25 protein-coding genes and 1 pseudogene are annotated in these 21926 nt (G+C 47.0%); 12 read left to right on the top strand and 14 right to left on the bottom strand.

Annotated elements, in window-relative coordinates; translation table 11 throughout:
• Positions 1-40: 40 nt before the first annotated feature.
• From ACQ4M5_RS33185 to ACQ4M5_RS33165, 5 genes are all read right to left on the bottom strand, one after another.
• Entirely contained in the window at positions 41-382 is a 342-nt protein-coding gene (locus ACQ4M5_RS33185; RefSeq protein WP_430680089.1) for a hypothetical protein, read from the bottom strand.
• A gap of 15 nt (positions 383-397) precedes the next feature.
• Positions 398-847 carry a hypothetical protein gene (locus ACQ4M5_RS33180; RefSeq protein ID WP_430680088.1) on the bottom strand — a complete coding sequence of 150 codons (450 nt, stop codon included), beginning with the start codon at positions 845-847 and terminating at the stop codon, positions 398-400.
• A 1-nt stretch (position 848) separates the two neighbouring features.
• Positions 849-1337 carry a hypothetical protein gene (locus ACQ4M5_RS33175; protein ID WP_430680087.1) on the bottom strand — a complete coding sequence of 163 codons (489 nt, stop codon included), beginning with the start codon at positions 1335-1337 and terminating at the stop codon, positions 849-851.
• Entirely contained in the window at positions 1315-1569 is a 255-nt protein-coding gene (locus ACQ4M5_RS33170) for a hypothetical protein (protein WP_430680086.1), read from the bottom strand. The genes ACQ4M5_RS33175 and ACQ4M5_RS33170 overlap by 23 nt, the downstream gene beginning before the upstream one ends.
• 68 nt (positions 1570-1637) lie before the next feature.
• Positions 1638-2033, bottom strand: a complete 396-nt coding sequence (locus ACQ4M5_RS33165) for a hypothetical protein (RefSeq protein ID WP_430680085.1) — start codon at positions 2031-2033, stop codon at positions 1638-1640.
• Positions 2034-2137: 104 nt separating this feature from the next.
• On the opposite strand from ACQ4M5_RS33165, the gene ACQ4M5_RS33160 reads away from it, so the two are divergent.
• From ACQ4M5_RS33160 to ACQ4M5_RS33150, 3 genes are read left to right on the top strand one after another with little or no spacing between them, the layout of a single operon-like run.
• Entirely contained in the window at positions 2138-2419 is a 282-nt protein-coding gene (locus tag ACQ4M5_RS33160) for a hypothetical protein (protein WP_430680084.1), read from the top strand.
• Positions 2412-2852, top strand: coding sequence for a hypothetical protein (locus ACQ4M5_RS33155; protein ID WP_430680083.1), 441 nt, complete (start codon positions 2412-2414; stop codon positions 2850-2852). The genes ACQ4M5_RS33160 and ACQ4M5_RS33155 overlap by 8 nt, the downstream gene beginning before the upstream one ends.
• Positions 2853-2883: 31 nt before the next feature.
• The gene (locus tag ACQ4M5_RS33150) at positions 2884-3216 is read left to right on the top strand and encodes a hypothetical protein (RefSeq protein ID WP_430680082.1); all 333 of its coding nucleotides are present in this window, start codon (positions 2884-2886) and stop codon (positions 3214-3216) included.
• A gap of 341 nt (positions 3217-3557) precedes the next feature.
• On the opposite strand, the gene ACQ4M5_RS33145 is transcribed toward ACQ4M5_RS33150, so the two are convergent.
• Positions 3558-5795, bottom strand: coding sequence for a TonB-dependent siderophore receptor (locus tag ACQ4M5_RS33145; RefSeq protein ID WP_430680081.1), 2238 nt, complete (start codon positions 5793-5795; stop codon positions 3558-3560).
• 481 nt (positions 5796-6276) lie between these two features.
• On the opposite strand from ACQ4M5_RS33145, the gene nikA reads away from it, so the two are divergent.
• The 5 genes from nikA to ACQ4M5_RS33120 are packed head-to-tail and all read left to right on the top strand — an operon-like array spanning position 6277 to position 11314.
• Positions 6277-7896: a nickel ABC transporter substrate-binding protein gene (gene nikA / locus ACQ4M5_RS33140; RefSeq protein WP_430680080.1), complete on the top strand. Its 1620-nt coding sequence runs from the start codon at positions 6277-6279 to the stop codon at positions 7894-7896.
• 20 nt (positions 7897-7916) lie between these two features.
• Entirely contained in the window at positions 7917-8867 is a 951-nt protein-coding gene (gene nikB, locus ACQ4M5_RS33135; RefSeq protein ID WP_430680079.1) for a nickel ABC transporter permease, read from the top strand.
• 2 nt (positions 8868-8869) lie between these two features.
• Positions 8870-9739 (top strand): nickel ABC transporter permease subunit NikC, encoded by an 870-nt coding sequence (gene nikC / locus ACQ4M5_RS33130; RefSeq protein WP_430680078.1) that lies wholly within the window; start codon positions 8870-8872, stop codon positions 9737-9739.
• Entirely contained in the window at positions 9732-10520 is a 789-nt protein-coding gene (locus tag ACQ4M5_RS33125; RefSeq protein WP_430680077.1) for an ABC transporter ATP-binding protein, read from the top strand. Before nikC ends, ACQ4M5_RS33125 begins: the two co-directional genes overlap by 8 nt.
• Positions 10517-11314 carry an ABC transporter ATP-binding protein gene (locus ACQ4M5_RS33120; RefSeq protein ID WP_430680076.1) on the top strand — a complete coding sequence of 266 codons (798 nt, stop codon included), beginning with the start codon at positions 10517-10519 and terminating at the stop codon, positions 11312-11314. Before ACQ4M5_RS33125 ends, ACQ4M5_RS33120 begins: the two co-directional genes overlap by 4 nt.
• A 1239-nt stretch (positions 11315-12553) precedes the next feature.
• Here the strand turns inward: ACQ4M5_RS33120 and ACQ4M5_RS33115 are convergent.
• Positions 12554-12703 carry a hypothetical protein gene (locus ACQ4M5_RS33115; RefSeq protein ID WP_430680075.1) on the bottom strand — a complete coding sequence of 50 codons (150 nt, stop codon included), beginning with the start codon at positions 12701-12703 and terminating at the stop codon, positions 12554-12556.
• A 142-nt stretch (positions 12704-12845) separates the two neighbouring features.
• Here ACQ4M5_RS33115 and ACQ4M5_RS33110 point away from each other — a divergent pair, with 142 nt between their 5' ends.
• Positions 12846-13283: an MmcQ/YjbR family DNA-binding protein gene (locus tag ACQ4M5_RS33110; RefSeq protein ID WP_430680074.1), complete on the top strand. Its 438-nt coding sequence runs from the start codon at positions 12846-12848 to the stop codon at positions 13281-13283.
• Between the two features lie 86 nt (positions 13284-13369).
• On the opposite strand, the pseudogene ACQ4M5_RS33105 reads toward ACQ4M5_RS33110, so the two are convergent.
• The 5 genes and pseudogenes from ACQ4M5_RS33105 to ACQ4M5_RS33085 form a co-directional block, all read right to left on the bottom strand.
• A pseudogene (locus tag ACQ4M5_RS33105) lies at positions 13370-13504 on the bottom strand (sigma factor); the annotation flags it as partial.
• The gene (locus tag ACQ4M5_RS33100; protein ID WP_430680073.1) at positions 13449-13679 is read right to left on the bottom strand and encodes a hypothetical protein; all 231 of its coding nucleotides are present in this window, start codon (positions 13677-13679) and stop codon (positions 13449-13451) included. The gene ACQ4M5_RS33100 and the pseudogene ACQ4M5_RS33105, both read right to left, overlap by 56 nt.
• Positions 13680-13701: 22 nt before the next feature.
• Entirely contained in the window at positions 13702-14454 is a 753-nt protein-coding gene (locus tag ACQ4M5_RS33095) for a DevA family ABC transporter ATP-binding protein (protein ID WP_430680072.1), read from the bottom strand.
• Positions 14455-14461: 7 nt separating this feature from the next.
• Entirely contained in the window at positions 14462-15691 is a 1230-nt protein-coding gene (gene devC, locus ACQ4M5_RS33090) for an ABC transporter permease DevC (protein WP_430680071.1), read from the bottom strand.
• On the bottom strand, positions 15688-16860 hold the full coding sequence (locus ACQ4M5_RS33085) for an ABC exporter membrane fusion protein (RefSeq protein WP_430680070.1): 1173 nt from the start codon (positions 16858-16860) through the stop codon (positions 15688-15690). Before ACQ4M5_RS33085 ends, devC begins: the two co-directional genes overlap by 4 nt.
• A gap of 285 nt (positions 16861-17145) precedes the next feature.
• Here ACQ4M5_RS33085 and ACQ4M5_RS33080 point away from each other — a divergent pair, with 285 nt between their 5' ends.
• Positions 17146-17781, top strand: coding sequence for a TetR/AcrR family transcriptional regulator (locus ACQ4M5_RS33080; RefSeq protein ID WP_430680069.1), 636 nt, complete (start codon positions 17146-17148; stop codon positions 17779-17781).
• Positions 17782-17987: 206 nt separating this feature from the next.
• Here the strand turns inward: ACQ4M5_RS33080 and ACQ4M5_RS33075 are convergent, their stop codons facing one another.
• Positions 17988-18851, bottom strand: coding sequence for an NmrA/HSCARG family protein (locus ACQ4M5_RS33075; RefSeq protein ID WP_430680068.1), 864 nt, complete (start codon positions 18849-18851; stop codon positions 17988-17990).
• Positions 18852-18942: 91 nt separating this feature from the next.
• Here ACQ4M5_RS33075 and ACQ4M5_RS33070 point away from each other — a divergent pair, with 91 nt between their 5' ends.
• Positions 18943-19326, top strand: coding sequence for a winged helix-turn-helix transcriptional regulator (locus ACQ4M5_RS33070; protein ID WP_430680067.1), 384 nt, complete (start codon positions 18943-18945; stop codon positions 19324-19326).
• Between the two features lie 159 nt (positions 19327-19485).
• On the opposite strand, the gene ACQ4M5_RS33065 is transcribed toward ACQ4M5_RS33070, so the two are convergent.
• The gene (locus ACQ4M5_RS33065) at positions 19486-20757 is read right to left on the bottom strand and encodes a glycosyltransferase (RefSeq protein WP_430680066.1); all 1272 of its coding nucleotides are present in this window, start codon (positions 20755-20757) and stop codon (positions 19486-19488) included.
• Between the two features lie 182 nt (positions 20758-20939).
• Between ACQ4M5_RS33065 and ACQ4M5_RS33060 the strand changes: the two genes are divergently transcribed.
• A complete protein-coding gene (locus ACQ4M5_RS33060; protein ID WP_430680125.1) occupies positions 20940-21515 on the top strand; it encodes a TetR/AcrR family transcriptional regulator in 576 nt (191 codons plus the stop codon).
• The last annotated feature ends 411 nt before the right edge of the window (positions 21516-21926 follow it).

Below are 21926 nucleotides of genomic sequence, written 5' to 3'. Positions count from 1 at the left end.
TCCCCTAAAAATGGTCTGCAAAAATCTTGAAGCTTAGTATCTATGCAATCGCTTCTAAAAGTTGATGAGATATTGCGATCGTGGATTTAATGACATCTTCAGGGGCAATGTTGTTCAGCGATTGAAGCGCCATCAGAGCATTCGATGAGATATTGATCGGGTAATCCTCGATTGCTTCTGCCAGGGTGTAAGGTTGTTCTGGCGCGTTCTCACCTTGTTCTGCTAATTCGGTGTCGTAAGCCTGCCAGGTGATCAGTACGCCGATAACTTGCAATTTGGAAACCACATCGAGTCGTTCCAGGCGATCGCCGTATCTTGCAACCAATTGATTCAAGGAATCCGAGGAGGTGTAATAGCTAATCAAGCTGTGTTTCGTTGTCATTGTGCAAAAACCTCACTATTTTCTGCGCTCTTTTGATTTCTGCAAAAGCTCATCTAATCGATCGCTGCTGATCGTGGCAAGTTGGGTTGCGATCGGTTCTCCGTTTTCATCCCACCGCACGATCGCAGTTGCCCCGAACTGGTCGTAGACGCAGATTCCGTTCGGAACAGGTCGAGTTTTATCAATAACGACCCGCCCATTTTGCAAGTAGGAAAAATAAACCTTTGTACCTGTGGATAAGGGGCGATCGCGCAATAGTTGACGACAACCACGCGGCGATGTTAGTCGCGCTTCTGCCATTTGCGCTTCAGTCGCATCTGACTCAGCCTGTTCCTTCGCTTGTTGTTGAATGCCCTGCTTGTGTAGATAATCTTGACCGCTGATTAACCATACGATCGCCATCAAACTTGCAGGAATTACAAGGAAGGCATAGAGATTGTTTGGGTGTGATTTTGTATGCCTCATTTCACTGTTCCACTTGATCAGAATTTGCCATCGGCGGGGGAACTGAGCAAGCTGAAGACAGCTTGAGATCCAGGATCGGTAAAATCAGCAAGAATGCACCCAAAGCACCGATACACGAATATATGGAAATGACTAGACAATCCTTCCAATTCCAACGCCGCTGTGGAGATGTTGAGGCGACTTGCATAGAGCGGTAACCGAATTCAGCTTGACTTTGCTCATTGTTGAATTCCAGAGCAATAAACTTTGCTAGTTCTTCTTCCGAGATCCGAAAGCGAATATCATCGGCTGCTTCGTAAGCACAGTAAGGGGCAAGCGAACGCTCCATTTGCTCCTTGAATCGATTGGCATCTGCAACTCTCGCCTTTGCAAGTAATGAGCCTTCTTGATCTGCGAAGAGATCCATGATCGTGGAATGCGTTTCCAGTCTGATCAAATTTTTCGAGTCTCTCAGCAGAAAAACGTATTCATTCCGACTTGCGACGCTCATAAAAATAGCCTCCTAAAACATCACGTCCAATTAGCGCCATTCCAACTGCGGACAGGGCTGAAATACTGTAACGATCTGGTTTGTCCATTGCTTTCACTGCAACTAACGTTCCAACTGCTAATAAAAGCCCCAAGACACCACCCACGATCGCACCCTGTCTTCGACATTCAGCTAGACAGACCCGATCGACTTCAGAGGATTGAGACGATTGTTTGGAGGGTTGGGACTTCATAGGTAGTAGGGAGAGCATTGGAGTGTACCAGTGAATCGGCTCGAATAAAGGATTTGTAGAGCGATCGTCTACTCGACAATTTCCCCGTTCAAGTAATCCTGATACGGCGCAATCAATCGAGCCGTTTCGCCTGTCCGATACCGCTTGAAAAAATTTCGCAGGTCATTCAACTCCTGCGTCTCCTGAGCGACCAGTTCTGCTGCAATCTCATGCGCCGTTTCATCTTTTTGATCGGCAAGTGTAGTGTCCGCGATCGCTCTTGCCTTTTCAAGCACTTCAGAAACCGCATTATCACCGCCACTTAAAACAGAAACGGTTGCTGCGGTTTTACGATCGCGCACTTGCTCAAAGGTATTCGGTTTGTCTGAAGTCGATTTTTGATCAGATCGCTCCGCATTAGAAGAACGATCAGAAACTGCAATTTGACCAGAGTAATCAGAGGGGCGATCTGAGTTTTCTTTCATAATGTTGTAGGAAATACCTGAGTATTACCCGCAATATAGCAGGTAATACAAACTTTGTGCAATATTAGGGGCAGTATTCCGGTATTTTTTAGGAGAAGCTAGGCATGATGGTGGGCGAAGTGAAGCCGAAAAAAGAACGATACGAAGTTGGTTTGAGTGATGAGGAGGCAGGATTAATTCGAGAAATCTCGACATCAGAGAATCGGGCGTTTGCTGAAGTACTTGGAGAAATTGTCCGATTAGGGCTTCCGATCAAACTGGATTCACTCGCAAAAGCCGCAGCTTGGCGAAAAACGCAGAAGCGCGATCGGTTGTATCAGCGCCTCACACAACTTTCCGAGAGTGAAATTGATCGCATTCTAGAAGCAGTAGATTCCGATGAATGATTTAGAGATCAAACAGCGCTATTTTCCCGTAAGCATGGTAAAAGCCTATGCTTCAAGACTCTATGGGAAAATTTCTAAAAATGCGTGGCACAACTGGAGATCGTGGGCGAACGTTCCAAAGGGCGCAATGCTTGTGACGTTTGATCAGTTTTGCTTTATTGCGGCAATCGCCACGCTTCGCACCCAACACCCCAGACGTGAACTGAGTCGGAGTGAAGTCGAGCAGCTCGCCAACTCGCTTGATTTGCAAGCCTCGATCGTGGCAGTGATCGAGTTTATGGATAATGCAGGGGCGATCGCGGGTTCCGATGCAATTAAAGCGCTGCAAATTAAGGGAAAAAGAGTGTCTCTCCGATCGCTTTACCGGAAGATTCCGGCGTTTAGCCTGCACAAGTTTTATTCGATCGAGTATTTAGAAAGACTTCTCGCTTAACTGAATCGGAGTAACTTCCCACCTGTGAACTATGCAAATGCAGTCGGTGAGATACAGTGAAGACACAATTCTGGAATTGTTTCGATTCATCGACTTGATGGCGACACTGCCACCAGAGCTTGATCTTGTGTTTGATGCAGAGATTCGTCGATTTGGAGCGGAAAATGCCATGCCATATCTCACCACGATCGAGCGATTCGCTCAAATTCGTACAGTACGAGAAAACATATTAGAGGTTTTGGCGGTTCGCTTTGGAACATTACCTTCTGACTTAGCCCAACAGTTAGAGCAAGTGAACGACACTGAACGACTGAAGCAACTTCTGCGACAATCAATAACCGTTGCCTCGGTCAATGAGTTTTAAACTGCACTCCTAAGCACATGAATTAGCCAAGCCAATGGGTTCGTTAAATAGAAAATTTGCTGATTCAAATCAAACGGAGAACCTGCGAACAAAGCAATCATCCGCTTTCTAGAAACGTTACTAGACTATTCGATAGACTGAATTCAGCCTCAAATTGCTCACGAGGAATAGGATTTCAAGACTGATTGATCTTGAAATCCTATTCTATGGAAATGGGAAATATTGAATTTGGTTGTCTATTTGCACACACCAATGAGTCACGCTTCTCGATCGGGATTCCATGCGTCATACAGCGAATTGATGTGACTAACACTATGACTAAAGAATGTATCTATGGCAATTTAGAACTGTACAGAAAGAGTACCTTGAATTGTAAAAGGAATTCCAGGAATGATGCTTGAGCGGTTTTGTGTCCCAGCAAAATAGACGGTATCGAACAAATTTTTGAAATTGATTCCTGCTCTAACTTTGCCTGTGCTGTAGAAAATGCTTGCATCCACTCGTGCATAGTTTGGTATTTCAAAACTGTTTGCCAAATCACCAGAGCGCCCATCGACAAAGAATATGCCTGCACCCAATCCCCATCCCTTGAGTGAGCCAGATTGCAATGTGTAGGTTGTCCATAGACTTGCAGTATTAAAAGGAATATTAACTAGCCGATTTCCTGACGCAAAACGATTGTCCTGAACAATTTCAGCATCCGTATAAGCATAAGAAGCAATCAAATTCCAACCCGGTGAGATTTCGCCAACGACATCTAATTCGATCCCTTGGCTGCGCTGCTCACCGACTTGAATCGAAAAATTCTGATCTCTCGGATCAGAGGTCAGCACATTCGTCTTTGTAATTCTGTAGCCTGCGAGAGTAGCAGACAATCGCCCTGGAATGAGATCAGCTTTCATACCGATTTCGTACTGTGTCCCGCGTTCTGGCTCGAATGTTCGTCGATCGAGATCGCGCCCGATTTGTGGTTGGAACGATCGCGCATAGTTCGCATAGAACGCGAGTGTTTTGCTCGGTTGATAGACTAGACCCGCATTGGGAGAGAATGCAGTTCCAGTTTGGCGAATGCTCAAAGCTGGAGCATTCGGACGCAGTTCTTCTTGGTCATAGCTATCAAATCGCCCACCGAGAACAAGCTTGAGATTATCTGTTAAATCAATTTGATTTTGCAGATAGATACCTAATGTTTTTACATCATTGGTGTAGTCTAGCTCTGGACGGCGACGCAGCGGAGAGATCACAACGCGGCTGTAGTCTGGATTAAACAAATCGATTGGGCTAACGGTTCCGGTGAAATTGTTATTGAACCACCCGGAAATCTTCGTTAGTTCAATTCCTGCAAGTAGCGTATGTCTGATTGAACCCGTATTGAATTTGCCGATCAGATCGTTACGCCAAGTATAGGTTTCAAAGAGTTGATCGATCGTACTTGAATTGAGCGGCACCGTCCGATTGTCGGGTCGAAGATTACCTGCTTGAACCGTCAGGGGACGCAGTTCTTCACTACGGGTAACGCGCAGAGTACTTCGCAGAGATAAGCGATCGCTAAATTGATGATCGAGCGTGAGATAGGCTCGCTTTTCGTCAAACTCATTCGGCTCAGTTCCAGGACCAAGATAGCGACTGATGGGAACATCAGGAACCCCTCTTCCCAGTGCAACCAGTCCACGATCGATAGGTCGCTCGTCTTTGAGAAATGATCCCTCAAAACTTAGCAGGGTGCGGGGACTAATTTTCCAGGCAAGACTGGGAGCGATGAAAATGCGATCGGTCTCAACAAAGTCACGAAAGCTTTCAGCCCGTTCGACTGCAACATTCAATCGATAAGAAACATTGCCATTGGGATCGAGCCTATCTGAGAAATCAAAGGTTGGGCGGAAAAAACCATAGCTTCCAAGATTCAAGCTCGCATTATAGTACGGTCTGAACAGTGGCTTTTTGCTGACATAGTTAATCACCGCTCCGGGTTCAACCTGCCCAAATAGGACTGAAGCTGGACCTTTTAACACCTCGATTTGTTCGATATCAGCAATTTCAACAGATGTGAGTGAGTTGAATCGAGACAATGCTCCTGTGCTACTACCTTCTAGCAGTCCATTGCGAAACTGAGTCACAGGAAAGCCGCGCCCCGTAAATTGGGAAAGCCGACCTCCGAATGAATTTCCTAAAGTAATGCCGCTAACATTTCGCAGCGCATCATCGACGCGAGTTCCACCTTGATCTTCTAAAATCTGTCGAGGAATGACTTGAATGTTTGCAGGAATATCGCGGAGCGGCGTATCTGTGCGCGTTGTACTTTCTGCACTGGGAACTCGATAACCCCGCGCCCCATCTCCGGTGACAGTGATTTCCTCTTCTTCAGGTTCAGATGTTTGAGCGATCGGTTCAGATAGTTGAACGGTAGGAGTCGATCGCTCTAGCTCTAAGTCAGCCGCTCGTGTCGAAACCTTGGGTAAGTCTTCAACTGTTGAAATAAAAGATTCATTCGACACTGAAGGTTCAGCCTGTACAGCAGGAACCGCAGTCAATAAAGTTACCAGAAGCGCGATCGCGCTCATCCATTCAATCTTCGTCATGCTCATCTACTCACACACATCCAATCAAGGCGACTTAAGCGCTAGCCAAGCGCACCGGGAACATTCATTTCAACTTGCTCTGCTGCACTGACTCACTCAGCAGAGTTCCGAAAAGCACCTAGCTCTGAGGCTTTTGTACTAATGAGGTAGGACTTAAGCTTGAACTACTGACGCAAAGCGCTTCCCAAAAGGGCAAGATTACATGATAATTATGAGAATGATTATCATCGCAATGTAGTATAGAGGACTCTCACTATGCTGTCAAGATACTGATTAAGGTCGTTTTTAGTTCCAGAGCTAAATAGTTTCAACTCGCCTACCAATGCTTAAGAGAAGATGAAGCTTTGTCTAATTCACCTTGTAATCCTACCTACCTGGATTGTCTAGTTTTTTGTTGGAGTGATACTCTTGGCAAGCTTGCACCTTCCTTCAAAGCAGATTTATTCCATCTCATGCTGAAACAGAGCCACACAGAGTCACAATGCAGCATCAATTTAGCGATCGCTCTTTTATGAGAAAACCTTTTCTGAACAGTTTACTAGCTATCATCGCTGCCTGCTTGGTCATGTTACCAAGCTGTACTCAACCCAGTCCTCGATCGTCAACCACTCAGCTTACTTTCTCCTGGTCGCAAGATGTCGGATCGCTTAATCCTCATCGATATGGTCCGAGTCAGATGTTTGCTCAGGATCTGGTCTATGAGCCGCTTGTAACTTACGATCGAGGAGGCAGAATTCAGCCTGCACTGGCAGAAAGTTGGAAAATGTCACCTGACGGGAAAGTGGTCACATTCCAACTCCGTCAAGGCGTTCAGTTTTCAGACGGGACTCCATTCAATGCGGTTGCTGCGAAAGCTAATTTCGAGCAAATTTTGCAAAACCGGAAAGAACATGACTGGCTAGAGTTAGTGCAAGCTATTGATCGAGTTGAAGCTTTAGGCGATCGCACATTGCAACTCTTTTTGAAAACGCCTTACTATCCAGTTCTACAAGAACTGACTTTAATTCGCCCAGTTCGCTTTCTATCGCCTAAAGCATTTCCAGAGAGTGGAACCACTGCTCAAGGAATCAAAGCTCCGATTGGAACAGGACCTTGGATACTCGCGGACTATCGAAAAGATACCTATGCTGTCTTTAAGCGCAATGAAACTTACTGGGGACAAAAACCTGCACTAGAGCAAGTTACCGTCAAAATCGTCCCAGATAGTGAAACGCGAGTGTTGGCATTTGAAAGAAACGAAGTCGATTTGATCTATGGAAGTGATGAAATTAGCCTGGATTCATTCCGACAGTTGCGCGATTCTGGTCAATACCTGGCAGAAGTATCGCCTCCTTTGAGTACAAGGGCGCTGGCAATCAATTCCAATCGAGGAGCGACAAAAGATCTCAAAGTTCGCCAAGCCATTCAGCATAGTGTTAACAAAGATGCCATTATCTCAGCGATCTTCTACAACACCGAGCAGAAAGCAGAGACTTATTTTTCAAAAGAAGTCCCTTATGCTGATGTAGGATTGCAACCTTATCTCTACGATGTCGATCGAGCAAAAGTACTCCTCGATCAAGCGGGATGGAAGCAAGCCGCAGGACAAACGATTCGTCAGAAAGACGGTCAGCCCTTGGTACTTGACCTATCGTTTAGCGGAGATAACAAAGTCGATCGTGCGATCGCGGAAGCCATTCAATCCGATCTTAAAACTGTAGGAATTGAAGTGAAGTTACTCGGTGAAGAAAAGCAATCCTGGAGAGAGCGCCAATCCACAGGAGAGTTTCATCTCATCTTTAACGAGACCTGGGGACCGCCTTACGAGCCTCAAGCGATGGTTTCTTCTATGCGAGTTCCAAGTCATGCAGACTATGCCGCACAGACAGGACTCCCGATGAAAGCAGATCTCGATCGTAAAATTGGGGAAGTGCTACGAACAACCCAGAGCGCCCAACGTCAACAGCTTTATCGAGATATTCTCACGACGCTGCATCAGCAAGCTGTCTATCTCCCCATTTCCTACTCTACAAATATTGCGGTGCTACACAAGAATCTGTCCGGCTTCGAGTTCATGCCCCAAGCGTACCAAGTTCCCATTAACAAACTCAGCAAGTCTTAACCCTACTTCCAGCAAATCCCGTGAAACTTACTAATCACTACGTTTTTAGACGTAGCCTGCAACTGATTCCAGTCCTACTCGGCATCTCGATCGTTGCATTTCTCTTACTTCAACTCATGCCGAGTGATCCCGCTGTGGTTGTGCTTCGGGCTGCTGAAACTCCAACGACTCCCGAAGCGATCGCAGCAATGCGAGAAAAACTCGGACTCAATCGCCCGCCCGTAATTCAATATCTAGACTGGCTCTGGCACGTTATCAGATTAGATTTTGGGCGGTCTTTTGTGACGGGCAAACCTGTGCTACAGGAAGTAGTGAACTATATTCCGACAACATTGATGTTGATGTTCTGCACAACGATCTTGATCTTTGTGGTGAGTTTGCCGATAGGAATTTTAGCCGCTTTGTATCGGGATACCATTTTCGATCAAATCAGTCGGTTGTTTGCTTACACTGGCGTATCAATGCCTAGCTTCTGGCTTGGATTTTTGCTGCTGTATGTGTTTAGCTTCAAACTAGGCTGGTTTCCGATTACGAGTCGCGGATCGATCGTGGATTGGGTGTTACCGTCAATGACTTTAGCATTTGCTCCTTCTGCGGTTTATGCGCGGCTGCTACGCGGGAGTATGTTAGAAAGCCTGAATCAGAACTATGTGCTGTATGCGAGAGCCAGAGGACTCTCAGAACGCCTCGTCGTGCTGCAATATGCCTTGAAAAATGCGCTGTTACCGATCGTGACAGTATTTGGTTTAAGTTTTGCTCATCTTTTAGCAGGAACAGTTGTGGTCGAGAATGTCTTTGCATTGCCCGGATTAGGACGGTTTGCAGTGCAATCGATTTTGAATCGAGATTATCCGATGATTCAGTGCTATGTCTGTCTAACCGCAGTGCTATTTGTCGTCGTGAACTTCGCGATCGACTTGACCTACAGCTATTTCGATCCGCGCATTCGTTTCGGCAAACAGGAGCTTTAATGATGTCTATTTTGCAAAAATTGCTCGATCGTAAATTAGCCTGGTTCGGTCTCAGCTTAATCGCGATCGTCCTTCTGATCTCTCTATTTGCCCCACAAATTGCACCGCATGATCCCTTGGTCGTCGATTTAATGAAAAAACTTCGACCTCCAAGCCCAGAGTTTCCTTTGGGAACCGATCATCTAGGGCGCTGCATTTTGTCTCGCTTAATCTATGGAGGACAAGCTTCACTCTCTATTTCGCTCATTGTTGTCATTTTTACCACTTCGATCAGTTTGTTGGTGGGCTTAGTGGCAGGCTATATAGGCGGTAAAGTGGATAGCTGGCTGATGCGGGTGTGCGATGTGTTTCTTGCGTTTCCATCGCTGATTTTGTCGCTTGCGATCGTCGGAACACTCGGCGGCGGGATTGGTAACTTAATTCTTGCGCTGGTGGCAACCCACTGGGCAGGCTATGCGCGGATTGTTCGGAGTCGCGTCTTGAGCGTCAAAGAAAGTAATTTTGTTCAAGCCGCGATCGTATCCGGCACGAGTGCTTTACCGATTATGATCCGGCATATTCTACCGTACACGCTGATCGAGCTTACCGTGTTAGCAACGCTTGATATTAGTCATATTGTGCTACACATTGCGGGCTTATCTTTCCTGGGACTAGGGATTCAACCCCCGACACCCGAATGGGGCGCAATGATCAACGATGGGCGGGAGTACTTTCGCCGTCAGCCCGAATTAATGCTGTATCCAGGATTGATGCTCTTTCTCACAACCTTAGCATTTAATCTGGTTGGGGATGTGTTGCGGGATGTGCTTGACCCTCGAATGGAGCAACAGATGAAAGTAGAAACCTTAAAAACAAAACTAGAAAATGGCTGAAGCAGTTCTAATCGTCAATCAGTTACAGGTTGCGTTCACAGGTCGTTCCATTGTCCGAGGCGTAACTTTTCAGCTACAACCGGGTGAAGTTTTGGGCATCATTGGCGAAAGTGGAAGCGGCAAAAGTGCAACCTGTCTCGCCATTCTTGGACTCTTGCAAGGCGCAACGGTCAGCGGTAGCGCTCAACTGTTAGGACAAGAACTCATTGGACTCAAAACAGCAGAACTTCGCAAGATTCGAGGGCAAAGAATCGGGATTGTTCTGCAAAACCCTGCCAGTTTCTTTAATCCGATCGCAACGATTCAACGGCAGTTTGTCGAAACCCTTTGCGCTCATCGATCGCTGACTCAAACCACTGCTCGATCGATTGCTGTTGAATATCTCCTCTCTGTCGGCTTGACTGACCCAGAACGAGTGCTGCGCCAGTATCCGTTTCAGTTGAGTGGAGGAATGCTGCAACGGGTGATGATTGCGATCGCGCTTTCCCTAGAACCAGAGGTTCTAATTGCAGATGAACCAACGACTGCGCTGGATGTGATCACGCAGATGCAGATTTTGAAACTGATCAAACACCTTCAGCAGCAAACAAACTGTGCAGTCCTGTTAGTGACACATGATTTAGGGGTGATTGCTCAGATGGCGGATCAAGTTGCAGTCATGTGGAATGGTGAATTTGTTGAGCAAACCCGTGTCGATCGATTATTTGATCATCCACGGCATCCCTACACTCGATCGCTTTTAGAATCTCGGTTGATCAATCGTCTCGGAGAACGGAAATGAGCCTACTATCGGTGCAAAATGTTTCTAAAAGCTACTCCCTCCAGTTAGGCTGGAGTGGGACGACTCAATCTGTTCCTGCTCTACGAAATGTGTCGATCGATCTCGCCTCTGGGAGTTGCCTGGGAGTCGTTGGGGAAAGCGGTGCAGGAAAAAGTACGTTAGGGCGAATCGTACTCGGATTAGAACAGCCCGATTGCGGCAAAGTTTATTTTTTAGGACAAGAACTGAATCAGTTAAGAGCGCGAGAATTACGATCGCTGCGGCGTGAAATGCAAGTTGTCTTTCAAGATTGTTTTAGCGCAGTTAATCCACGATTTAAGGTTAAATCGATTATCAGTGAGCCGCTACGGAACTATCTAAAAATTACGACGACTGAAGCTATTGATCAAACGATACAACTTTTAGAGACAGTAGGTTTAACGGCTGCTGATGCCGATAAATACCCTCATCAATTTAGCGGTGGACAGTTGCAGCGGGTTACAATTGCACGAGCGATCGCGCTTAAACCGAAGCTGATTGTCCTAGATGAGCCTGTTTCTAGCTTAGATATGACCACTCAAGCTCAGATTCTAGAATTACTGCATGATTTGAAACAGCAATTCCATCTGTCTTATCTATTCATTACTCATGACCTTGCGGCGGTTGCTTATCTTGCCGATTTCGTTGCAGTGATGCACAGAGGTACGATCGTAGAATCACTCAACTCCTCAAACTTAACTGCGCTCCAGCATTCTTATTCGCGACAGCTAATTACGGGTCAACTTCCTGCACACCCGCGCGATCGACAGTCCTAGTTTTCTCCTGCATTCGGAGAAGCTCCAAAAATACTTTTCCCAAATTTTCTGATCGCTGGAAGTGCGATGCCGTCCACTCATACGTGTCGAGTATCACGTAAAATGTCGTCTTACCAAATAAATGACACTTTGTTTAAGCGTTGAGACACTGACTGGATGGGGATCTAAAGCGCAAGTAGTACAGTTTGAACAGAGATTTTGAAACTTATCAAATTGGATGTCGTAAATTTTGGCTCTTTCCTGATTTTGGAGGACGTTTGAGAAGTAGCGAATTATACGTTGCACTAGAATGGAAGCATGAACCGAAAAGGCAATCTGTTGAACTCTTTCATAGACGTAGTTCAGCAACACTGCAAAACTTAGGGGTAGGCTTTACATGTTTCGGCTCTCGCTGGGAATCCTCTATCCTCTCCTTAGTTCCTCTTCCTGTCAAAATCTGAATTTAGAATTGCTGTCATTCGTAACGTTCTTAAGTAGGAGAGCCAAATTAAACCACTCGTTGGGTTTGGGTTTCGACTTCGCTCAACCCTCGAAGAATCGGGTGTTGCGCGTTGAGCGAAGTCGAAACGCATCTTACGATTAATCTCACCTATCTACTTACCCAATTATGATCCGCCCGGTGTGTCATGATAATTTATCGATAAGATCTAGCGATGGATCAGAGAGCCTGTAGACATCTAAAGTAGCGTGTTTGTGCGCCTGCGGCAAAATCGCTCAACCTCAATCGCTCGAAAAACTCGAACAGCTTTTACTCAAATTTCTTAGTTCGTTACGCAAGTCGTGAAAAATTGTCTCTTCGGCAGTTTTCTTCTGAGTTTGTCTTGTGTAACTCCTTCACAAATCTCAAAGAAAAGTAAGACCGAGATGCTCATGGATGTGTTTTCAACTTACACTAAGTAGGAGAGCCAAATTAAACCACTCGTTGGGTTTGGGTTTCGACTTCGCTCAACCCTCGAAGAATCGGGTGTTGCGCGTTGAGCGGAGTCGAAACGCATCTTACGATTAATCTCACCTATCTACTTAGCAGCACGAAAAATTCTTTCTAGTTCTGCGATTTTTAAGCGATCGCTGTAAAGCAGTAATCGTGCAATATCATGAAAGAATACGTTCGCCATCCGAACGCATTTCATCCAGATATTGAGACGATAAGCGTCTTGCTCTATTGAGCCACAAGATTAATGGTTAAGGATGATGTAACGCCATAGAGTATGCGATCGCTCGAACTGCGGAAAGACGAGATTAGTCGCTTGCTTTTCCGCCTAATTCTTGAAGCGCTCGGAATTCAGGACTTACCATTCTTGTGGTGGCGATCTCGTCATCATTCGCCACCACAAGCGCTAGTCTAGCAGCAGTGATGTTTTTCTCATTCAATTCTGTTCGAGTACCCAAACATAAAAGTCGATCGCAGCTCAACAGTCAGACTAGCAAACACAAGTGAACCAAAGAAGCTGATACTGGTGAACGTAGATTTGACAGCTTTGCTCCACTAATGTTCGTTCCGCTGCTTGGTTCATATTGCCCATTTGACATAATGAAAGCAGCACACATCTTGGCTCCACACTCCAGCCTTCACCGATTGCAAATTGATCCCTTTCTGCTTCACGATTCGCTTATGACACAAGACGATTTCAACAGCTTTTGCAGCAGTTTACCCGCAACAAATCACGTCGTGCAATGGGGCGGCTCCGATGTCTGGAAAGTCGGTGGTAAAGTCTTTGCGATTTGCGCTCTAAGCAACAATGGGTTGCCCGGTATCACCTTCAAAACTTCTGAAACTGCCTACGAAATGTTGCGAGAAATGCCTGGACTTCGCCCAGCGCCTTACCTGGCTTCGCGAGGGATGAAATGGATTCAACGACACGATCATCCAGGATTGAGCGATGACGATCTGCGATCCTACATTGCTGAATCCTACGACATTGTTGTTTTAAGCTTTTCGCGCAAGAAGCGTACCGAACTTGGATTATGACTGCTGCAATCGAGATCTGAATCGACATCCCGCATCAATTCTATTTTTCGCTCAGCCGAGAAGATCATCACGCAGATGAGATCGATGACGCTTGAGATGATCGCTTGACGAATCCACCAGTACGCACAAGTTGAGAAGCGGTAGCCTTTGGTTGGATCAAACTTCTCAACACCCCGCACCAGTCCGATCGCTCCCTCTTGAATCAAGTCTAACAACTCTAGGTTTCGTGACGGAAACCTCTTCACCTGGAGGAATTATCTCGATAAATTCTTTGACCAATTGTGCAGTTGGGGCGAGTAACGCGCCGCCTGCGGGAACGCCCGACATTGGCTTCTCTAGAATTTGAAGCTTCGGCTCCTTCTTGTCTTCGAGCTTTTGCTTCCATGTCTTTGCCATCTTTTTGCTCCTTCAGTTCAAATTAATCCGTGTGTACTGAGTGGTCAGTCGGTTCAGGTTGATTACTTAACTGCCCGTCCTCCATGTAGATGATGCGATCGGCAACATCCAAAATCCGGTTATCGTGCGTCACCATCAAAATCGTGCAGCCTTGTTCTTTCGCGAGTTTCTGCATCAGTTCCACCACATCGCGACCAGACTTTTTATCGAGTGCTGCGGTGGGTTCATCTGCTAAAACGATCCGAGGATGGCTGACCAAAGCACGAGCGATCGCAACTCGCTGTTTTTGCCCACCAGACAGATCGGTTGGATAGTACTGCGTTCGTTGTTCTAAGCCCACGACTTCCAGCATCTTTAGTGCCCGACCGCGTCGTTCTGAGCGTGAATAGCTGCCGTGGACTTCCAGACCCATCATCACGTTCTCTTGAGCCGTCAGGCTCGTGTGGAGGTTGTGTGCTTGGAAAATATAGCCACAAGAGCGACGAGCTTCGACTGCAACGGCTTTTGTCGCTCCGACCAGTTCTGTCTCTAGCATTCGTAGACTACCGGACTGTGGCGATCGTAGTCCGCCCATCAGTGATAGCAAAGTCGTTTTACCTGAGCCAGAAGGACCTGTCAGGATCACAATCTCTCCCGCGTCGATCGACAAATTGATCTCAAAAAGAACTTGTTTTCTCAGTTCACCTGCACCGAAAAAGTGATCTAAACCTTCTACTCGAATTACTGAGGATGCAGCTACTGTAGAACTGTTTGCAACCATAGAATCTAAAGTCATGTTATGCCTAGAAGTTATCGGCTGGGTCAGCAGATTGAAGTTTACGAGTTGCAATCACGCCGGATATCGTACACATTGCGACTGTCAAAACAAAGACAAGAATCATTCGCCCAACAGTCATTGAAATCGGCAAAGCACCAAGGTTCGCAATCAACGAGTATTGTCCGAGTGCGAGTGCGAGTCCGGGAATAAAACCGAGCGATGCTAGGATCAGCGATTGTTCCAGAACAATGAGCAATAGGTAACGATCGCGATATCCCATTGCTTTGAACGTGGCATATTCGCTCATGTGTTCGTTTACGTCAGTTGAAAGAATCTGAAACACAATCACAGTTCCGACGACAAACGCCATGATCGTGCCAAAGGTAAAAACAATCCCGATCGGCGTTGTTTCTTGCCAATAGGCTTGCTCATCTTCTACATATTGCTGTTTAGTTGATGCGATCGTATCGGGCGGCAAGATTGCTTGAATTTGAGCCAGAACCTTTTCCTTATCAACTCCAGGCTGCACCTTGACTAATCCCAGAGTGATTTGTCCTGGGTTTTGCTGCGGAAAAAAGCGCAGGAAATTTTCTGGACTCGTCACCAATGTTCCATCGGTTGCGAACGAAGCACCGAGCGGGAAGAGTCCGACGACCCGAATTGTTCGACGACCGATTTCAGTTTCGACAGGTTTTCCGGCTGACACTTGATCTACCACGTCTGAGTACTGACCGCGAGTTAAGCGATCGAACAAAAAAGTATCGGGCTGCTTTAGCTTATCGAGTTGCTGATTGAGTTCTGCAAAAGTGAAAGCAGGTCGAGCAGTACTTTGTCCTACGATCGTCAGTTGCGTTCTGCGTCGAGTCTGGGGATTTTTCCAAACAACCCTTGACACATACAATGGCTCAGCCGATTCCACTCCCGGAATGTCTTTTACTTGAAACAGCCGACGACGCGGTAAAGTGTCGGCTAAATTTAGATCTCGATACTGAGCACTCCTAAGAATGATGTCTGCATCCATGCCGCGATTCAGCATCGTATTACTATCAAACAATGCAGCTTGAATGCCTAATTGAGCAAACATCAAGAGATCTGCAAAACCAATTCCAGCGACAGCAACAATCAATCGGGATTTGCTCTTCTTCAGTTGCAACCAACCGAGGGGAGTTCGATCGACAACTGCTTGCCAAGTATTCTTTCGTTTAGTGCGATCGTTCTTTGATTGTTTCGGCGACTCAGGGAGCAGTGTAGTCATCGTTCAATCTCTCCTGTCACCTGCAAATTGGTCAGTCCAGCCACTTTTCGAGCAGAATCGGCATCAAGCTTGACCCGCACTTCGACCACACGGGCATCAATATTCGCAGAAGTATCCGAGTTAATCACATTCTGACGTTTGACCTGCACCCCAATCTCATTAACTTCTCCACTCAGCGCATCAGGCAGATTATCCGCAGAAAGTTTAACCGATTGTCCTAACTTCACTTTGCTGATGTCTGCTTGATACACCTCCAACAATGCGGTCATTTGCTGCGTTTGTCCGAGTTCAACAATGCCGTCACTCGAAACCAGTTCACCCGGACGAGTATGAATCTCTAGCACCACGCCATCTTGAGGAGCGCGAACGGTTGCTTGATCGAGTTGTGCCTGAGTTTGTTGAACGGCTGCCATTGCTTGATCCACCTGTGCCTGTGCTGCCTCGACATCGACCGGACGCACTTCAGCAATGCGATCGAGCGTTGCCACCGCAGATGCCAACTCTGGCGATCGTGTGGTTTGAATTCGACGCAGTACCACTTGTGCCTCTTCTAAATTCCGCTGTGCAGTCTTCAGCGTTAATGCTTTGCTATCTCGGAGCGAAGCTGAAACGGCTCCTTGCTGAAATAATGTTTCATTCCGTTGTGCTTCGGTTTGAGCATTTTGTAGTTCTGCTTGCAATCGGGCGACCGTCGCTTGTTGTGCCTGAACATCACCCTGGCGCTGTGCCTCAAGTCGATCGATTTCAGACTGTTGTGCGTTGATTTCGCCGCGTTTGGCTCCCGCTTTGACGACTGATAAATTCGATCGAGCCACCGCGACTTGCTTTTGTGCCTGAACCAGAGCAGCTTGTAAGCGATCGTAATTATCCACAACCGCGATCGTCTGTCCGGCTTTCACTGTCTGTCCCCGTTCCACGAATAATCGCTCCACTCGACTCGCACCACCACCCGTATTTGGGGCAGATAGCTTGATGACCTCGCCACGCGGTTCAAGATAGCCGAGAGCCGTCACGGTTTCAATCTTTGGAGGGACGACGGGTTGAACAGGTTGGGATGCGGTTTGCGATCGACCCACCCAATAAGCTCCTCCACCCATCAGTAGCACTGCACCGACGATCGCAAGCTGCTTGAGCGGTAGCCTCATTTTGACGTTTTGACTCTGCATCATACAAGTTGTCCGAATTCAGATAAACGATAGTGAATGGCGATTAATCAAACGACCGTTTTACTTAAAATTTGAACCGCGCATCCTTGCTAAAAATTGTCTTAAATCAAACGCCTTTTCTGTAAACTGTATTGAGCATCTAACCGCGCTTTTATTGATTAATCCTCATTCAAACGTTCGTTTGATATGATTAAAACAGATGTTGTAAAAAATTGCAACGCGCAAGTCTGAAATCGTTAGAACGGGTCGCGAACAGGCGCTCAACTATAATGAATACACGTTAAACCGATGCCGAAAATTGTGGTTACGCCAACGATCGATACGAAAGAACAAATCATTACTGTGGCTGAACGCTTGTTTGCCGAGCGTGGCTTTACGGCAACGACTTTACGGAACGTGGTGAGTGAGGCAGGAGTCAACCTGGCAGCGGTTCATTATCACTTTGGCTCGAAAGAAGAGCTATTTCGTGCGGTCGTTGCCCGATTTGCATGCCCAGTCGTTGAGCAAGAATTAGCCCTGCTCGAACAACTGAAAGCAAACAAGGAAGTGCCATCCGTGGAAGCGATCCTGACCGCAGTATTTAAGCCTTGTCTGGAGTTCTTAGTGCGCGATCCGGCTGCTCTGCTCGTTCGCGCTCAATTCATGGGGCGATGTCGAATCGAGCCGGAACCGCTCAAGAGTCTGGTGGAGAATGAATTTTCTCAGGCGACTGAACTCTGTCTGGATCTATTGCAACGCGCTTTACCTGAACAATCACGATCGCAGCTTTCCTGGAAGCTCGATCTCGCCATTGCCGCATTGATCCGAGTGCAAACTGAAGCGGGTCAGCCGTTTGCACTGCTCCAAAGTACTGACCCCGGTTCGATTCAAAATGCGATCGAGCAATTGGTGAAGTTTCTCAGTCCCGCAATGCGATGTGAATGAACTTGATACACCAATCCGGTTCTTTGCACGACTCTTTCTGCCCCTGAATTTTTCACCCTATGCGAAGAATGATTGCATCCTACAGATAATTTGATAACTACGTCCTCGCAACTGAAATGAAGCCAGCTAACGGCAAAAGTGAGCGGTAACAAAAGAGACTAAAAGCTAGACGAAAAAACTCTCAATCGTCCGCTCTAACCCTCGTTTTAGCTTGCGTTGGCAGCACCAGTACGATGCAACCATTCCGAGAAAGAGAGCCGCGCCGTCCCCTCTAAATCTACCGTAATATTCACGTCGCAACCGCCTTCACCAATGAAACGAAACAAGGGTACTCCTTGCGACCAAAACTGCGCTAGTGTCTCTAGCGGAACAGACATTGCACTACACTTACGTCCTGCATAATTCTCCCAAGCGGCTGCCATTTCATCCAATGTCATTGCATCCCCAACAATCTCAACTGCTTGTCCAACATAGGTTTGAGGATCAGAAAATGCAGATAGTGCAACTTTAGCAATATCTGCAACCGCAACCATCTGAAGTTTGCGGTTTGGCGGAAAAGGAATGGATAGAGTTAAGCGTTCTACATCCGATTGGATCGGGAAGTAGGTGGTTAGATTTTCCATGAAAAACACAGGGCGTAGAATGGTTGCGGGAAGGGACAACTCGGCAATGCGTTCTTCAATCGCACGCTTTGAGCCTAATCCTGGAATTCCTTTTGCTTGATCGATGACAGCAGAAGCATAGACAAAATGCTGCACTTGAGTTGTCCATGCTGCATCGGCAACAGCAATCCCCCATCTTGCCTGACCGACATCTCCCGGTGTGGTCAGAGCAGGTTGAACGCTGTAAACGCCATAGCTATTTTCGAGAACATTGACGAGTGAAGCAAAATCATCAAAGTCCGCTGTAACAATGTCAGCACCCAGCGCTGAAAGGGCTTGAGCTTTGGCAGATTTCGCGTCTCGCGTGACCGCCCGAATTTTCCAACCGTCCTGTAGAAGCCTTTTGGCAACAGCATTTCCCTGAATTCCAGTTGCACCAAATACAGTAATGATTTTGTCAGGATTCATCAATCTATCACTCCACTAATGTGTTGACATCAGTAGCTTAAGTTGATAGGAACTAGGAAACAAGTACGCACCTTTTAGTAACTATGCTTTTATGGAACAACCAACAGAAAAACGAGTCGCAGACCTCTTCGCAGAATCCTGCCCGTCGAGACACTTACTCGCCCTCATTGCTGACAAGTGGAGTCTGCTGATCATGTTTGCTTTGAAGGATCAACCCCGTCGCAATAATGAACTACTCCGACAGATTGAGGGGATTTCTCAAAAAATGTTGACGCAAACACTACGAAGCTTAGAGGAGCATGGATTAGTGAAACGGCAAGCTTTCCAGGTTGTTCCTCCTCATGTGGAGTATGAACTTACACCTTTGGGTCAGTCACTCGGTCAAGCTTTGAAGTCTCTCGATCGATGGCTTGTCGAAAATTTGGATGAAGTAATGGCTACACGAGCTGAGTTTATTGATGAAAAAAAGAGGTGATTGTTCAATCTCAGACAGGGATAGATAGGCTTGCAATTTTTGTCGCAACCCGCAATGGAGCAGCAGGCTAATGGTTGCGCTCACCAGATGCAGACAAACTTGCATTTCAACTCACTATGTTGATACGTTCCAGTGCAGCTTGACTCGATCGCCTTCAGCTTAAAAAGCTCCCTGCGTTTCAAGTTCTTTTACGATCGCGACTGCATGAGCTATCCCATCTTCGCCTCGAATTTTGGCTCCTAAATCAGCTGCACGTTGACGCATGGCTTGATCCGTCACAGCTCGATCGATCGCGTCTGCGAGGTGTTCAGCAGTCAGTTGTTTACGCGGAATCGGGTCTAGACCAACCCCCAATTCTGCAAGGCGCTGCCCCCAAAAAGGCTGATCGCCAAAGAAGGGAATTACAATGCTCGGAACCCCGGCTCTGAGTCCAGCAGCGGTTGTTCCAGCTCCTCCGTGATGAACAACCGCTGCCACATGCGGGAAGAGCCATGAGTGAGGAACTGAATCCACCATTAAAACTGTATCTGGTAACCTGCTCTTACTTAACCCTCCCCAACCAGATTGCAAAATAGCGCGTTGCCCCGTGGAAGCGATCGCTTCTAAGACCAAATCCGCCGTTTCTTCTGGGTTGCGACTCCCCATACTCCCAAACCCGATGTACACAGGCGGCGAACTACTTTGCAGAAAATCCAGCAGGGCGATCGGTGGACTCCAATTCGGTGCTTCATCCAAAAACCAATACCCGGTGATATGAGTATTCTGCCAATCCGACGATCGAGCAATCACAGATGAACTAAAGCCATAGAGAATGGGATAACGCTGCAAATGGACTGAGTTGTAGGGTCCCCAAAATGGAGCAGCGGGTAAGCCGAATACCTGCTGTCGTGCTAACTGATTGCCGATGCGAGATCCTTGCCACATCATCTGTCGGACTAACTGATGAGACAACCAATTCACAGAACCGCCCAGTTTGGAGATGAACTGAGGGAAAAGGATGGCAGGAAAGGCTTTGGTTGGCGTAAACGGAAAGAGATAGGCTTGCAGTAACGGTCGCTTCAGTTTTTCGGCAAGGGCGAGACTTAGGAACAGTCCTCCCACACCTGCGACCAGTAGATCTACACCCTGACATGCAGCTAAACTATCCGCTGCCCAATCGATCGCGGCACGCTGAGACGCTTTCGAGGTCTGAGCGTTAATCGCAAGAAAATTCCCTTGCTCTAGTAACGCCAGCATCTCTGGAGTTTCCATAAATTCTTGGACATTCCCTTTGACTGGACAGAACTCTAGCTCGTGTAAACTCACTAGCCCTTCAAAGTTCTCATGCGTGATCAGTCGCACACGATACCCTGCTGCTTTCAAACCCTTACCGAGCGCGATATAAGGTTGAACATCGCCGCGACTTCCCATCGCAATGATTGCAATTTGCATGAGTGATATTCCTTTTGTCCTACAAGCGATGAAACTGCTCTGATAGAATGTGAATGATTACTCATATTTTATGAGCGATCGAGAACGCCTGACAACTCGCATTTCTAGGAGCCTTGCTCGTGCCATCCCAGCCTTCAGCCACCCCGCGTAAACGACCGAAACAAGAGCGACCCTTGCGGTAACTGCGAAGCAGATCGCAAGCAACTGTAGAGGCAATTCTCACGGCAACGGCTCACATTTTGACCGAAGCAGGACACGACCACTTCACCACGAATAAGGTAGCTGAACGCGCAGGGGTGAGTATTGGCTCTCTCTATCAGTACTTTCCCAACAAAGAGTCTTTACTCTTAGCATTGGCAGAACATCATGCCAATCAAATGATGCAACTCGCGAAGGAGCATTTAGAAGAGATTGGCGATCGTTCAATTCCAGAAGTGATTCGGCAGCTTGTAGCAGCAGCGGTGGCGGCTCATGCGGTGAATCCAAAACTGCATCGCGTTCTGCATGAGCAGGTTCCGCATAGTGAAGTGATGCGACAGTTTGATCAAGCCCAGATGGAGAATCTGTTGCGATCGTTTCTATCCGAACGGTGCGATCAACTTCAGCCTAAAAATCTAGAGTTAACGATTTTTATGATTGAACGTACAATCAGAGGACTCATTCATGGAGCAATGACCGAGCATCCAGAGTTCCTGCAAACGGGGGAACTTGAACAAGAACTAACGATTTTATTGTTCGCTTATTTGCTGAAAAAGTGACGTGTGGATTTTAAAACTTCTCTGAACTAGGTGCCTTGTATTTTCTTTTCCCATGCGTGATCCAATCAGCATAACGACCCCTTCACCCGCCGCGAGCAACCTCTCAAACTCAACGAAGAGCCTCGAAACGGTCGGCGTGCAACGGGATTTATGGGTAGACAAGGGCAATACCGGAGAAATTGGAATTGCCCTGAAGAGTAGGAAAGGTCAGTGACGACTATGCAACGGGCGACAGCCAGATGACTACTAACATATCGTCGCACTGACCTCACGTCCTAGTCCTCAATAGACCTCCTGCATGAATCCTGAGGGGAGTGCGATCGCCCTGAAAGAAGGGATAAACCCATGCTCAGGAGAACGTCTATGTTTGCTCGGATTCAACACCTACCGCCCAAATCTTTCAAACGCAAG

This window comes from Leptolyngbya sp. AN10 (assembly GCF_050565645.1).
In the GTDB taxonomy this organism is placed as follows: Bacteria; Cyanobacteriota; Cyanobacteriia; order Leptolyngbyales; family Leptolyngbyaceae; genus Leptolyngbya.
The sequence above is the reverse complement of the archived record's forward strand: the minus strand, read 5'-3'. Positions and strand labels throughout refer to the sequence as shown.

Excerpts from the sequence above, each read along its gene's own strand:
- nikA (WP_430680080.1), top strand. The coding sequence starts at position 6,277 with ATGCAGCATCAATTTAGCGATCGCTCTTTTATGAGAAAACCTTTTCTG.
- ACQ4M5_RS33175 (WP_430680087.1), bottom strand. The coding sequence starts at position 1,337 with ATGAGCGTCGCAAGTCGGAATGAATACGTTTTTCTGCTGAGAGACTCG.
- ACQ4M5_RS33065 (WP_430680066.1), bottom strand. The coding sequence starts at position 20,757 with ATGCAAATTGCAATCATTGCGATGGGAAGTCGCGGCGATGTTCAACCT.
- ACQ4M5_RS33170 (WP_430680086.1), bottom strand. The coding sequence starts at position 1,569 with ATGAAGTCCCAACCCTCCAAACAATCGTCTCAATCCTCTGAAGTCGAT.
- ACQ4M5_RS33120 (WP_430680076.1), top strand. The coding sequence starts at position 10,517 with ATGAGCCTACTATCGGTGCAAAATGTTTCTAAAAGCTACTCCCTCCAG.
- ACQ4M5_RS33150 (WP_430680082.1), top strand. The coding sequence starts at position 2,884 with ATGCAAATGCAGTCGGTGAGATACAGTGAAGACACAATTCTGGAATTG.
- ACQ4M5_RS33160 (WP_430680084.1), top strand. The coding sequence starts at position 2,138 with ATGATGGTGGGCGAAGTGAAGCCGAAAAAAGAACGATACGAAGTTGGT.
- nikC (WP_430680078.1), top strand. The coding sequence starts at position 8,870 with ATGTCTATTTTGCAAAAATTGCTCGATCGTAAATTAGCCTGGTTCGGT.
- ACQ4M5_RS33100 (WP_430680073.1), bottom strand. The coding sequence starts at position 13,679 with ATGGCAAAGACATGGAAGCAAAAGCTCGAAGACAAGAAGGAGCCGAAG.
- ACQ4M5_RS33070 (WP_430680067.1), top strand. The coding sequence starts at position 18,943 with ATGGAACAACCAACAGAAAAACGAGTCGCAGACCTCTTCGCAGAATCC.
- devC (WP_430680071.1), bottom strand. The coding sequence starts at position 15,691 with ATGACTACACTGCTCCCTGAGTCGCCGAAACAATCAAAGAACGATCGC.
- ACQ4M5_RS33110 (WP_430680074.1), top strand. The coding sequence starts at position 12,846 with ATGAAAGCAGCACACATCTTGGCTCCACACTCCAGCCTTCACCGATTG.
- ACQ4M5_RS33080 (WP_430680069.1), top strand. The coding sequence starts at position 17,146 with ATGCCGAAAATTGTGGTTACGCCAACGATCGATACGAAAGAACAAATC.
- ACQ4M5_RS33185 (WP_430680089.1), bottom strand. The coding sequence starts at position 382 with ATGACAACGAAACACAGCTTGATTAGCTATTACACCTCCTCGGATTCC.
- ACQ4M5_RS33085 (WP_430680070.1), bottom strand. The coding sequence starts at position 16,860 with ATGATGCAGAGTCAAAACGTCAAAATGAGGCTACCGCTCAAGCAGCTT.
- ACQ4M5_RS33075 (WP_430680068.1), bottom strand. The coding sequence starts at position 18,851 with ATGAATCCTGACAAAATCATTACTGTATTTGGTGCAACTGGAATTCAG.
- ACQ4M5_RS33165 (WP_430680085.1), bottom strand. The coding sequence starts at position 2,033 with ATGAAAGAAAACTCAGATCGCCCCTCTGATTACTCTGGTCAAATTGCA.
- ACQ4M5_RS33155 (WP_430680083.1), top strand. The coding sequence starts at position 2,412 with ATGAATGATTTAGAGATCAAACAGCGCTATTTTCCCGTAAGCATGGTA.
- ACQ4M5_RS33125 (WP_430680077.1), top strand. The coding sequence starts at position 9,732 with ATGGCTGAAGCAGTTCTAATCGTCAATCAGTTACAGGTTGCGTTCACA.
- ACQ4M5_RS33180 (WP_430680088.1), bottom strand. The coding sequence starts at position 847 with ATGAGGCATACAAAATCACACCCAAACAATCTCTATGCCTTCCTTGTA.
- ACQ4M5_RS33095 (WP_430680072.1), bottom strand. The coding sequence starts at position 14,454 with ATGACTTTAGATTCTATGGTTGCAAACAGTTCTACAGTAGCTGCATCC.
- ACQ4M5_RS33145 (WP_430680081.1), bottom strand. The coding sequence starts at position 5,795 with ATGACGAAGATTGAATGGATGAGCGCGATCGCGCTTCTGGTAACTTTA.